We start from the raw sequence: 13,580 nt of genomic DNA, 5'->3' as shown, positions 1-13,580 counted from the left end.
ATAACAAAACGGTGTCAATGTCAGGGTCATTAGTCAGCCCCTTCATATTAGCGATAGTAGGGTATAAATTATTAAATTGCTCGATGATGACCATTAAGTGAGCCATTTTATCCGAAGGGCTGCGCCATTGTGCAGAGCCTACCGTGCCAGTTCGGTCAGATATTGTGGTTTGTAACTCTATCAGTTGCTCACGTAGAGCTTTGACTTGATTTTCTTCAAGTAAATCAACTAACACTAAGTCCATCAAACTATTGTTAAATTCGGTGATTGATTCTGTTTGAGAAGCGGGGATAGTTTGTCCCGAACGCCAATGCATATCATCAACGATTAAGTTAACTAACGCCGATTGTTTGGCATCTAATTGCTTAATGTAGGCCACAGCACCTAATTCATTTTCACTATGGACAATTTCTTTTTTAACTAAACTGACGTAGTTAATCGCTAAGATAATCAAAGGTACAAAGAACAACAAAACGATCAGCGTAAACTTATGGCCAAAGCGTAGTTTGTTCATCAATAGCGTGGCAGGCTTAAATAGTGTTTTAAACATGGGCTCGTTACTTTCTTTTTTATTATTATGAATATAGAAGTAGATTACGTAATCGTCTAAATTACTCTGATAACTTACACAAATTAATTTGATGTTACACCTTATCGGATTATAAAATGACAACTTTATTAGAAAATAGTAAGCCATCCCCAAAACTGTACTAAAAACCTGTAATAAAAGGAAAAATTTTGTCAGAGGTCGTTACACATACGGTCAAGCCTATCGCAGTCATCGAGTCGCCATTTAAAGAGAAATTCGGTATTCCCCGTCAACCAAATTTAGTCGGTGCAAAAGGAATAATTCGAATAACTGAAAACGATATTTCTGCCGATGCCTTTAAAGGAATAGAGCAACACAGTCATTTATGGTTACTGTTTTTGTTTGATGAACACATTGATCGCGGTTGGAAAGCCCAGGTTCGTCCACCTCGCTTAGGGGGGAATGAAAAAGTCGGAGTATTTGCGACACGAAGTACCTTTAGGCCCAATTGCATCGGGATGTCTGTGGTTAAGTTTATCGACATTAAACAAATCGACGGTATAACCGAAATCACGGTTCAAGGTATCGACTTGCTAGATGGTACTCCTATCATCGACATCAAGCCTTACATTCCTTACGCAGACTCGGTTGACTCGGCCTCATCATTAATGGCACATGACGCTCCAGATGCGTCATTAACTGTCTTATTCAGCGCCAAAGCAGAATCGAATATTAGCCAACTAAAGATCACCAGTGATGTATGTCAGCTTATTGAGCAGGTGTTGGCACAAGATCCGCGTCCTTCATACAAGCAAAAAAAAGATGACGACAAGGTTTATGGTATAAAATTGGATAAATATAATATCAAATGGCAAGTTAAATCAGTCATCAACACGCAAAACCCTGTAACAAAAAGTGCAGACTACATTTGTGAGGTAACAGAAATTGAGTTGGTTTAAACTTTTGCAAAATGGACACAAGGTTCAGTTAAAAAACGTGGGACGTCATCTTCAACTGACAAACATCAGCGCTGTTATAAAGAACTTGTTCTGTTGCTCAATTATTATTGCGTCCGGCTCGGCTCTATCAGAGACCAACTCAACGATTAAAGACTTGAATCAAGTTTTACCTAAGCTGCCTACGCCAACGACCGCTGCTGCCAATGTCGTGGTTGTTGATGCCAATAATGAGCCAGTTGTACTTAGTTTTTTAGGGTTGACGTTTAAAGATAACTTGGCTCTATTTGACCGCGGCTACGCCACACCAAAGAGTAGCGTGGCGGTTGCGCTCCAAACTCCTGAAAATAGCTCGCCACGTAGCTCCGAGAGCAGCTCCGAAAATAGCTCAGCAAATGACTCAGCGATTGCTCTTGAGCTTGGGTTCAAACCTAATTTAGATATTTTGCCGGCGCCAATCGAAGAGCCTGAATCAAACAATAATGAAAATACAACAAGCAACGCCCCTCAAGCACAAAACCAAGTCACTGCAGGGTCTACCGCAGAGGCTGACCTAATCATCAGTGTCGACCAAGAGCAAGTCGACCAAGATCTCGCTGCGATTAAAGAAACTCAGTTTACCCATCCGGATTGGGAAAGGTTAGCGATTGTCCCATCAGAGAACAAATACAAAGGACGGTTTGCAACGGCCAGTGCCGTCGTCAATAACATGGTTTATTTGTTGGGAGGTTACTCGAATAACACTGTCTCGAATCCAGCGCGAAAGCCGAACGAACAAAACATCACAGACTTTTACAGTTATAACCCTTTATCCAAGGAGTATGCGCAACTAGCAGATATGCCAGTACCCGTTGATGACACCGTGTTATTACCTTATCGAGACCGCTACCTATACGCAATTTCAGGTTGGCACAAAGATGGTGCGGTTAACCTGGTACAAGTCTTTGATATTTTCAAAAATGAATGGTTTCAGGCGAGTCCTATTTTAGGTAATGGCGTCTTTGGTCACGCCGGAGGAATTGTCGATAACGTATTACTAGTGTGTGATGGTGCGTCGATGAAACGCAACTTTGCACAAGCGCCAAGTGTTCAGATTGAGCAAAGTTGTTTATTGGGCGAAATAGACCCAATGAACCCATCGTATATTCAATGGCAAGAATGGGCCCACCCTGGCGAGCATGGCCGCTTTAGAATGGCGGCGGTTAGTGATGTTCAACGAGACCAGATTTGTTTTGTTGGTGGTGCTACCGAGCCTTACGATATTCATGGCAAAACGTCACAGGGCACCATAGCAAAAGGCACAACCGAAGTGTGGTGTTATCAAGCTGAGTCAAGACGTTGGCAGCTATACGATGCGCCCACAGCAAGTTATGGCCATCGTTCAGCTATCATTTATAAGGGGAACATCATCACCCTCGGCGGTCGAAATCAACAAGGTATTATTGACGATGTCATCGTCCATAAAAACTTAAAGTAAGTACTACAAAGTTAACGCGTTAGAGGACGTCGTTCAGGCGCGTTTCTCAAAGTAATGATTAAACGCTACTGAAAGTCCCAACTGATATTTGAAACCAATCGACAGTCTTCACATTTAAAATCAAACAGCTCGAACAAGGGCTGTTTTAATCGCCACTCGTTGTCGCAGCCTGGACAAGTTCTCTGAGTTTCCTCTTCGTGACTATTGCCGCCAACCCGGTAAAGGTACAAATAAGCTGGTTTTCTTGTTGCCTCTTCGATAGCGTTTACGAGTCGTTTTCCTAATTGATTTAAATCACTGTCAATCGCAGATAGTTGCTCGACCATTTGTTGCTCTGCGGCCCCTAACGCATTCATTTGTATTTGATCACAGGCCGCTTGGCTTTCCTGCCATTTTATTAGTTCGTATCGTAATTCGCTTGGCAGTTTATAAAGTGGAATTGGCATGAAGTGTTCGCTACAGCGCACTGGCGAGCATGACTGAACAAAGGTCGAATACAAAATATAGCCTCTGGGTGTCTCGCATGTATCTGAAAAATCCGACTGAGTTTCCAAACCAATAATGGAGATGTCTGGCCCCTTAATACCCAATGATTCTAATTGTGCTTTTACTGCAGTGACTTCTTCACTGTCATTGCTTGGCTTTAATGCCGTTTCTTCTGGGCACACTAAGCGACACTCAAACGCTTCATTATTTAAACTCAATCCAAACTCTCGACCCAATATTTGGCCGTTGTAGCGATACTCCTCAAATAATTCAGATATGGCGCTTTGAGCGATTTCCAACGATAATTCTTGGTGGCAAACAAAACGTAACTGGCAAACGACCATAAAAAGCCTTTTATTTTTGTAATAGTTATTTAATCAAATCAATTTGATTGTTAGAATCCATCGCCATTCTAGCCCATTTTTGGGGCTTTCATTACAAGAGATTAACAAGCGAGAGCAAAATCCAATGCGTACCAGTGACTATATTATCGCAACATTAAAAGAAACGCCGTCTGATGCAGAAGTTATCAGCCATCAACTAATGTTACGTGCCGGCATGATCAGAAAACTGGCATCTGGTTTATACACTTGGCTACCATCGGGCCTGAAAGTTGTTCGTAAGGTTGAGCAAGTCGTTCGTGAAGAACTTGAAAAAGCGGGCGCTATTGAAATGTTAATGCCGGTTGTTCAACCAGCAGACCTTTGGGAAGAGTCTGGTCGTTGGCAAGAATACGGCCCAGAGCTATTGCGTATTAAAGACCGTCACGACCGTGATTTTGCGCTTGGTCCAACTCACGAAGAAGTGATCACTGAGTTCGTACGTAAAGAAATCAGCAGCTACAAACAGTTGCCTCTTAACTTATATCAAATTCAAACAAAGTTCCGTGATGAGGTTCGTCCTCGTTTTGGTGTAATGCGCTCTCGTGAATTTATTATGAAAGACGCTTACTCATTCCACTTAAGCCAGTCTTGTCTTCAAGAAACTTATGACCGTATGCACAAAGCGTATTGTAATATCTTTGAGCGACTTGGCTTAGATTACCGTCCAGTACTTGCCGATACAGGTTCAATTGGTGGTGATGCGTCGCACGAATTCCACGTGTTAGCTGACTCTGGTGAAGATGCGATCGTATTCTCGACAGAAAGCGAATACGCAGCAAACGTTGAAAAAGCCGAAGCACTGGCACCAAAAGCACAAGCTGACGCACCAACAATTGAAATGGCTAAGGTCGATACACCAAATGCCAAGACTATCAGCGAATTAGTTGAAGGTTTTGATGTTAATATCGAACAAACAGTTAAAACATTAATTGTTAAAGCTGACGCAGAACAAGACGCAGAATTTGTTGCATTGATTGTTCGTGGCGATCACGAATTAAACGAAATCAAAGCAGAAAACCTACCACAGGTTGCAGAGCCATTAACAATGGCAACGGAAGAAGAAATCAAAGCGATAATGGGCGCTGGCCCTGGCTCTTTAGGTCCAGTTAACTGCCCTATTCCAGTCATTGTTGACCGTGCAGCTGCCGTCGCTTCGGACTTCGCGGCGGGGGCAAACGAAGAAGGCAAACACTTCTTTGGCATCAACTGGGGCCGTGACGTAGAACTTGGTCAAGTTGAAGATATTCGCAACGTCGTGGAAGGCGACCCAAGCCCATGTGGTCAAGGTACCTTGGTTATTAAACGCGGTATCGAAGTTGGTCATATCTTCCAACTGGGTTCGAAGTACTCAACGGCAATGAACGCAGGTGTTTTAACTGAAACGGGTAAACACCAAGTGCTTGAAATGGGCTGTTACGGTATCGGTATTACCCGTATCGTTGCTGCGGCAATCGAACAAAACCATGACAAATTTGGTATCAAATGGCCAGCAGCGTTAGCGCCTTTCCAGGTTGCAATCGTGCCAATGAATATGCACAAGTCACATCGTATTCCAGCGATTGCTGAAGGCGTTTATAACAAGCTAAAAGCGGCCGGTATCGAAGTCTTATTTGACGATAGAAAAGAGCGTCCAGGTGTGATGTTCAATGATATGGAATTAATTGGTGTTCCGCATCAAATCGTGATTGGCGAGCGCAACTTAGACAACAATCAAATTGAATACAAAAACCGCCACACTGGCGAAAAACAGTTATTGGATATTGAAGAAGCTGTTGATTTTATGATTAAAACAATAACTGGTTAAGGTCTGTTTTAAATGAATATTACAAAAGAAACAATTGGCCAGTTAGACTGGCAAAAAGCCGATGGTTTGTTACCTAGCATTGTCCAGGACGCCACCTCCGGTAAAGTCTTGATGCAAGGCTATATGAATAAAGAAGCGCTTGAGGTAACACTAGACAAAGGTCTTGTTACTTTTTATAGCCGCAGCAAAGAACGTCTTTGGACCAAGGGTGAAACATCAAACAATACCCTTGAGCTCGTTTCTGCTTTTGTCGATTGTGACAAAGATAGTATTTTAGTACTAGCAAACCCAGCCGGGCCAACTTGTCACACAGGAACAGAAACCTGTTGGATGGACGCAGAGGCCTCATCGACTTATAGCTTTATTGCAGACTTAGAGCGTGTTATCGCCAGTCGTAAAGGTGCTGACGCAGACTCTTCTTATACCGCATCTTTGTATGCAAGTGGTATCAAGCGCATTGCTCAAAAAGTTGGTGAAGAAGGTGTCGAAACGGCACTTGCAGCTACCGTTAAAGATTTAGAAGAATTAAAGAACGAAAGTGCTGATTTGATTTACCACTTGTTAGTGCTTTTACAAGCGAGTGATTTGAGTCTAAATGACGTGATTGATGTCCTTAAAAAGCGTCATCAAAAGTAACATTAAGATGTAACTTCCAAATATCAGAACTTGTATAAAAAACAGGTATTTCATAAAGGTCGCAAAGCGGCCTTTTTTATTATTTTTTTATTAACTTCCCCCCATCAAATCAAAATATAAACTAACCTTAAGTTAAAGAGTGTTTGTAATAATCTAACGATAACTTCTCGTTTGAGAAATTGGGGGCGTTATGAGTATATTTGATCATTATCAACAACGCTTTGAAGCACAGCAGGAAGAAGAGTTTACTATCGATGAATTCTTAACCCTGTGTAAAGAGGATGCATCTGCTTATGCCTCAGCTTCAGAACGACTACTTATGGCTATCGGTGAGCCTGAAATGGTCGACACGTCTCAAGACCCAGTCTTAAGTCGTATTTTTTCCAATAGAATCATTTCGCGTTACCCGGCTTTCAAAGACTTTTATGGCATGGAAGAATCGATAGAACAAATCGTTTCTTACCTAAAGCACTCAGCACAAGGCCTCGAAGAGAGAAAACAAATCCTCTATCTACTAGGTCCTGTTGGCGGTGGTAAATCATCTTTAGCCGAAAAGCTAAAAAGCCTGATGCAACAACAACCTATCTATTGCCTCAAGGACTCGCCGGTTAACGACCATCCGTTTTGTTTGTTTGACGCAGAAGAAGACGGCCACATTCTCGAACAAGAGTATAATATTCCCAAGCGCTATCTAAAGAACATCATGTCACCTTGGGCTGCAAAACGCCTAAAAGAGTTTGGTGGTGACATTAGCAAGTTTAAGGTCGTTCGTAAAAACCCATCTGTTTTACATCAAATTGGTATCGCTAAAACCGAGCCTGGCGATGACAATAACCAGGATATTTCGGCGTTGGTTGGCAAGGTCGATATCAGAAAGCTCGAGGATTTTTCACAAAACGACCCTGACGCTTATAGTTATTCTGGTGCCTTGTGCCGTGCCAATCAGGGATTGATGGAGTTCGTAGAGATGTTTAAAGCCCCAATCAAGGTCTTACATCCATTACTCACCGCCACACAAGAAGGCAACTACAACGGTACTGAAGGGCTATCAGCGCTCCCATTTGATGGCATGATTTTGGCGCACAGTAACGAGTCTGAATGGGAGTCGTTTCGCAACAACAAAAATAACGAGGCATTTTTAGACCGAGTTTATATCGTCAAAGTCCCTTATTGTTTACGCGTGTCGGAAGAGATTAAAATATACAAAAAGCTACTTGAGCACTCAGAATTACTAGAAGCCCCTTGCGCACCAAGCACGCTCGATATTTTGGCGCAATTTAGTGTGTTGTCGCGACTCAAAGAACATGACAACTCCAGTATTTACTCCAAAATGCGAGTCTATAATGGCGAAAGCCTTAAAGACACTGACCCAAAAGCAAAATCGTTTCAGGAGTACCGTGACACAGCCGGTGTTGATGAAGGTATGGCTGGGCTATCGACCCGATTTGCGTTTAAAATTTTGTCTCGTGTCTTTAACTTTGACCACACTGAAGTGGCTGCCAACCCTGTGCATTTGTTTTATGTACTAGAGCAACAAATTGAGCGGGAACAGTTCCCAGCAGAGGACCGTGACCGCTACCTAGAGCACCTTAAGGGTTATTTAATTCCTCAATACGTCGACTTTATTGGTAAAGAGATTCAAACCGCTTACCTGGAATCCTACTCAGAGTACGGACAAAACATATTCGATCGTTATGTCACGTATGCCGATTTTTGGATTCAAGACCAAGAATATCGTGACCCGGAAACAGGTCAGCTGTTTGATCGTTCGGCGCTTAATGACGAACTCGAAAAAATCGAAAAGCCAGCTGGTATTAGTAACCCTAAAGACTTTAGAAATGAGATTGTGAATTTTGTTTTGAGAGCCCGGGCTAACAACGAAGGTAAAAATCCCACCTGGAGTAGTTATGAAAAACTACGCACGGTTATCGAGAAGAAGATGTTTTCAAATACCGAAGACCTGCTGCCGGTTATTTCATTTAATGCCAAGTCGAGTGTTGAGGATCAGAAGAAACACGACGATTTTGTTAATCGAATGGTTGAAAAAGGCTATACGCCTAAACAAGTTCGTTTATTGAGTGAGTGGTATTTGAGAGTCAGAAAGTCACAATAGCGTCAATTGAGGTGTAAATGGCACAATTTATTGATAGACGACTCAACGGCAAAAATAAAAGTGCGGTGAACCGTCAGCGATTTTTGCGTCGCTACAAAAACCAAATTAAAAAGGCCGTCGCTGACTCGATAAGTCAACGCAGTGTTACCGATACGGAATCTGGTGAAAACGTGAGTATTCCTGCGCGGGATATTACTGAACCCATTTTCCATCAAGGTCAAGGCGGTGACCGCGACCGCATTCTGCCGGGTAACGACCAGTTTAGCCCAGGAGACAAAATTCCCCGACCACAAGGCCAAGGTCAGGGCCAAGGTAATGGCGAGGCGAGTGATTCTGGTGAAGGACAGGATGACTTCACTTTTTCTATTTCTATGGACGAGTACCTCAACTTACTTTTTGACGACCTCGAGCTGCCTAACCTCAAACAAACAGAGCTTCAGTCCATTACTGATTACGAAACGGTTCGCTCCGGTTACAAAGCGGAAGGCATTCCCTCCAATATCGATATTGTGAAGTCGTTAAGAGGTGCCCAAGCCAGACGAATTGCTTTAACGGCTGGTAAAAAGCGACAACTCAAAGAGCTCGAGGAAAAACTAAAAGAATGTTTATCAGCGACTAAACCTGACCAATCCGCTGTAAAGTCCTTGCAAACACAAATCGACGAACTCAAAGCGAGAATAAAAAAAGTCCCCTTTATTGACACGTTTGATCTGCGTTATCGAAATTATGACAAGCGCCCTATTCCCAATAACAACGCGGTAATGTTTTGTCTGATGGATGTTTCGGGTTCGATGGACCAAGCGACTAAAGACATTGCAAAGCGCTTCTATATTCTGCTCTATCAATTTTTAACTCGGAGTTATGACAATATTGAAGTGGTGTTTATACGTCATCACACGCAAGCAAAAGAGGTAGATGAACAAGAGTTTTTCTACTCTCAAGAGACCGGCGGTACTATCGTCAGCTCCGCTCTGCAACTAATGGACGAGATTGTTCAACATCGATACCCGGCGAGTCAGTGGAATATATATGCCGCACAAGCCTCTGATGGGGATAACTGGGCCGATGACTCACCGAAGTGCCACCAAATTCTTACTGAGCGTATATTGCAATACAGTCGCTACTACGCCTATATAGAGATAACAACACGGAGCCACCAAAGTTTATGGCATGAGTATCAAAAGCTCTCAGAATCGTTTCCCAACTTTGCGATGAAAAACATCAAACAAGCCAGTGATATATACCCGATATTCAGAGAGTTTTTTCAAAAGCAAGTCAATAGTAAGTCTTCTTGATTGCGCTTTCGGACATCCCTGAACCGAGTACCATAATGTCGAGGTAAACAATGACCAAAATTGAACGCCGAACCCAAACGCCACTTTCCGATGGGCCAGATTGGACATTTGAATTACTGCAGACATACAAAGATGAAATTGAGCGCGTAGCCAAGTTTTATCGATTGGACACATACCCTAATCAGATTGAAATAATCACCTCCGAACAAATGCTCGATGCGTACTCTAGTGTCGGTATGCCGATTAATTATCACCATTGGTCATTTGGCAAAAAGTTCATTGAGTCAGAACAAAACTATAAGCGTGGCTACATGGGTTTGGCCTACGAAATCGTCATTAACTCAAACCCGTGTATTTCTTATCTGATGGAAGAAAACACCATGACGATGCAAGCACTGGTCATGGCCCATGCTTGTTACGGCCACAATTCATTTTTTAAAAACAACTACTTGTTTAAAACTTGGACAGACGCTGGATCTATAATTGACTATCTGATCTTTGCTCGAAATTACATCGATGAATGTGAGCAAAAATACGGTGTCGAGGAAGTTGAATCGATCATGGACTCTTGTCATGCCTTAATGAACTTAGGAGTAGATAGATACAAACGCCCACAAAAAATATCCATGTTTGAAGAGCAGAAGCGTCAGCAAGAACGGGAAATGTATTTGCAAAGTCAGGTCAATGAGTTGTGGCGTACTATTCCTTCTCAACAAAAATCTGCTAAAAAGACACGACAGCAGTTTCCTAGCGAACCACAAGAGAATATTTTATATTTCTTCGAAAAACACGCGCCTTTACTTCAACCTTGGCATCGAGAACTGATTCGTATCGTCCGTAAAGTTTCTCAATATTTTTACCCACAAAAACAAACTCAAGTGATGAACGAAGGTTGGGCAAGTTTTTGGCATTACACCATTTTGAACCATCTCTTTGATGAAGGCCTGGTTACCGAACGGTTTATTCTTGAGTTTTTACATAGTCACACCAGTGTCGTTTACCAGCCGCCCTACAATCATCCTGGTTATAGTGGAATTAATCCATACGCGCTTGGTTTTGCCATGTTTAGAGATATACGAAGAATGTGCGAAAACCCAGACGAAGAAGACAAAGCTTGGTTTCCTGATATTGCCGGTAAAGACTGGCTGTCGACGGTCCATTATGCAATGGAAAACTTTAAAGACGAAAGCTTTATTTCACAGTTTTTATCGCCAAAAGTCATACGCGAACTCAAGTTATTTAATATCCAAGATTATCGTGCTAATCAGCAATTAGAGGTGACGGCAATACATAACGAGCAAGGATACCGAGAAATCCGAGAGAAGCTTGCCGCACAGTATAATCTAAGTAATTTGGAACCCAATATTCAAATAACTGATGTCGATATTAATGGAGACAGGTCCCTTACACTTGAGTACGTACCCCATGCCAACATACCGCTCGCCTCAACGACTGACGCAATGATGAAACATTTACATAGATTATGGGGCTTTAAAGTTAAGCTTTTGAATAAAAATGAGAAAGGTGAGCTTAGCCTGATTAGTGAGTGTCCCGCTCCTAATCCGAAAGAACAAGAGCGGGTTGGCTAAACTAATTACCGTTTGGATTTAGCCTTGATGTTTGTATATGCGCACCTGATTTCGGCCATTACTCTTTGCCGCATATAAAGCGCTATCGGCCGCTTCAATCCACTTTTGGTGGTTGCTGAAGTCACTATGAAACTCGGCAATACCCAAGCTGACAGTAAACTTAATTTCAACTTCATTAAAGACCACCAACGAGGCTTCTACGTTGCGACGGACACGTTCTGCAAAAACGGCTGCGTGTTTGGCGTCTGTTTCTGGCAAGATCACGGCAAATTCTTCACCACCGTAGCGACCACCAATATCAGTCTCTCTCAGGTTTTTCTTAAGTATTTTAGCTAGATGTAAAATAGCTTCATCACCGGCGGCGTGACCGTAGCTGTCATTAACCTTTTTGAAGTGATCGATATCGAAGATCAACAACGAACTAATATTGTTTGTGCGACGCTGACGTTGAAATTCTTTTTTCAAACACTCTTCCCAATAACCACGATTATTAAGATTGGTCAGTCGGTCAGTCTGGCTAAGGCGCTTAAGTTCGGTATTTACTTCCTCTAGTTCTAATTTAGATACCGCGACATCAGTCACATCGTAAATAATGATACAAATATGTGTGACGCTGCCCATCGTATTAGTCAGTGGAATAAAGGTGGCATTTTGGTACATGAACGGCGCCACGCTTGTAATGGGGCGATAGTTCTTGAACTTAAATATATGTGGCGTCTGTTCCCAAATCGTAAAAGAGCGATTTTTGAGTACAAATACCGGATCGGTTTTTTGACGAAGCCACACTTCGTCCAATTCAGGGAAGGTTTCGAATAAAGATTGGTTTCTAACATCATACGGAGAACGACCACTGTGGTTTTCCATAAAACCATTCCAGACTTGGATGCGATACTCGCTGTCCAATACAATTAGACCAACGTCAACGGACTGGAACATATCCAGTAACCAGTGAACTTCTGATACTTCGATTTGCGCTTGTTCGCTCATAACTTACACATCAAATAAAAAGTTGAGTTTGTTTTGTAATGTCGGAATAGAGTCTTCTGTGATCAATAACAGTAGGTCACAGGTAACATCATAACCTTCCAGTCCATAGCTTATTTCTATGGTCAAGGTCTTTTTCCAATGCGTAGAGTTGGTATAAATTAACTCTGAGACATTTGCGTGTTGGCCAAGTACGACTGGGTGGCCTTGGCTGAAGTTTAGGTCGAGTTGTTCGGACAGCCCTTTCAAAACAGAACCGATTAGAATATTACCAATGTCCATTAACAATTCTAATTCAATCTTGTCGTTTATTGACCCTTCGTAATTCATTAGTTTTGCGATATCTTCAAAACCTGAGTCATTCAGAATAAGTAATGCTTCACCCGCAACACCACCACTAATAAAGCCTTGGCATACACCAGATGTCGTCATATTAGACTCGACAGACTGCAATGCCATAGATAGTTCGCTGACTTCTAAGACATTGACATTAGGGATAGGTAACTTGACAAAGACTTTAAGAACTTCGGCTAACAAACTCCCCGCTTGCCCCATCGCAACATTGGTGACTTCTTGTAATACGTCACGAGTTTCCTCATCGAGCATGGTATCGAGTGTTGGTTTGTGTTTAGTGAGATCTGACTCACTATTTACACCGTATTTATTTAGTAGCTCTTGAAGCTTGTCTTTATCAATAGGCTTCTTGATAAAATCCAGCGCACCCAAACTTTTTACGCGCTCGTGTGCTTCTTTTTGAATATCTCCTGAAACAACAATAGTTAAAACCGGTATGCCTTCGTTTTTAATTGCTTCAAGTACGCCATAGCCATCGAGTATTGGCATATTAAGATCGAGAAAGAGGACATCTCCCATGCCTTTTCTTAACTTATCCATTGCATCTTCACCATTTACGGCAAAGGTGACTTCTACCTCCCAGTCATCTGGCAAAGAGCGAGCCATTTGCTTTCTGGCTAGATTGGAGTCGTCACATATCACTACAGACGTTTTCATAATCGGTTAACTGGCCTTTTCATTAACAAAATCATCCATTATTTATATTAATGTTTAAAATTCATTATAAATTCTCTATAGAAAAACTATAGCAGTTAGTTAACAATAGTATCTACTAAATTTATATATTTCTCATTATGTTGGTCTTTTTATGAAAAAATTATTAGCAACGTCACTGCTACTTCTTTCCTGTACAAGCTTAGCCTATGACATACAAAAGAATTTGCCAGTCAATTACGACAAAGTAAAAGCTAATGGCAAACCCGTTGCTTTATTAGGAAATCAAATAGAAGTTGGCCAACAGGCACCTGATTTCA

11 protein-coding genes are annotated in these 13,580 nt (G+C 42.0%); 7 read left to right on the top strand and 4 right to left on the bottom strand.

Annotated elements, in window-relative coordinates; genetic code table 11:
• On the bottom strand, positions 1-550 hold a 550-nt coding region (locus AC4E96_RS04595; RefSeq protein ID WP_490255024.1), incomplete at its 3' end, for a hypothetical protein.
• Positions 551-738: 188 nt separating this feature from the next.
• Here AC4E96_RS04595 and tsaA point away from each other — a divergent pair.
• Entirely contained in the window at positions 739-1,488 is a 750-nt protein-coding gene (gene tsaA / locus AC4E96_RS04590) for a tRNA (N6-threonylcarbamoyladenosine(37)-N6)-methyltransferase TrmO (RefSeq protein ID WP_490255023.1), read from the top strand.
• Entirely contained in the window at positions 1,475-2,962 is a 1,488-nt protein-coding gene (locus AC4E96_RS04585) for a Kelch repeat-containing protein (RefSeq protein ID WP_490255022.1), read from the top strand. The genes tsaA and AC4E96_RS04585 overlap by 14 nt, the downstream gene beginning before the upstream one ends.
• Positions 2,963-3,027: 65 nt before the next feature.
• On the opposite strand, the gene AC4E96_RS04580 is transcribed toward AC4E96_RS04585, so the two are convergent.
• Positions 3,028-3,792 (bottom strand): DUF2310 family Zn-ribbon-containing protein, encoded by a 765-nt coding sequence (locus AC4E96_RS04580; protein ID WP_490255021.1) that lies wholly within the window; start codon positions 3,790-3,792, stop codon positions 3,028-3,030.
• Positions 3,793-3,916: 124 nt separating this feature from the next.
• Between AC4E96_RS04580 and AC4E96_RS04575 the strand changes: the two genes are divergently transcribed.
• From AC4E96_RS04575 to AC4E96_RS04555, 5 genes are all read left to right on the top strand, one after another.
• Positions 3,917-5,635 (top strand): proline--tRNA ligase, encoded by a 1,719-nt coding sequence (locus AC4E96_RS04575; protein WP_490255020.1) that lies wholly within the window; start codon positions 3,917-3,919, stop codon positions 5,633-5,635.
• A gap of 12 nt (positions 5,636-5,647) precedes the next feature.
• Complete coding sequence (hisIE, locus tag AC4E96_RS04570; protein ID WP_488031842.1) at positions 5,648-6,271, top strand: bifunctional phosphoribosyl-AMP cyclohydrolase/phosphoribosyl-ATP diphosphatase HisIE; 624 nt, start codon at positions 5,648-5,650, stop codon at positions 6,269-6,271.
• Between the two features lie 190 nt (positions 6,272-6,461).
• Positions 6,462-8,384, top strand: coding sequence for a PrkA family serine protein kinase (locus AC4E96_RS04565; protein ID WP_488031843.1), 1,923 nt, complete (start codon positions 6,462-6,464; stop codon positions 8,382-8,384).
• Between the two features lie 17 nt (positions 8,385-8,401).
• A complete protein-coding gene (locus AC4E96_RS04560) occupies positions 8,402-9,679 on the top strand; it encodes a YeaH/YhbH family protein (protein ID WP_490255019.1) in 1,278 nt (425 codons plus the stop codon).
• Between the two features lie 50 nt (positions 9,680-9,729).
• Positions 9,730-11,268 (top strand): SpoVR family protein, encoded by a 1,539-nt coding sequence (locus AC4E96_RS04555; protein WP_488031845.1) that lies wholly within the window; start codon positions 9,730-9,732, stop codon positions 11,266-11,268.
• Positions 11,269-11,286: 18 nt separating this feature from the next.
• Here AC4E96_RS04555 and AC4E96_RS04550 read toward each other — a convergent pair whose 3' ends face one another.
• Positions 11,287-12,255 (bottom strand): sensor domain-containing diguanylate cyclase, encoded by a 969-nt coding sequence (locus tag AC4E96_RS04550; RefSeq protein ID WP_488031846.1) that lies wholly within the window; start codon positions 12,253-12,255, stop codon positions 11,287-11,289.
• Positions 12,256-12,258: 3 nt separating this feature from the next.
• Entirely contained in the window at positions 12,259-13,263 is a 1,005-nt protein-coding gene (locus tag AC4E96_RS04545) for a response regulator (protein ID WP_488031847.1), read from the bottom strand.
• Between the last annotated feature and the right edge of the window lie 317 nt (positions 13,264-13,580).

This window comes from Psychrosphaera sp., assembly GCF_982872775.1.
The sequence above is the reverse complement of the archived record's forward strand: the minus strand, read 5'-3'. Positions and strand labels throughout refer to the sequence as shown.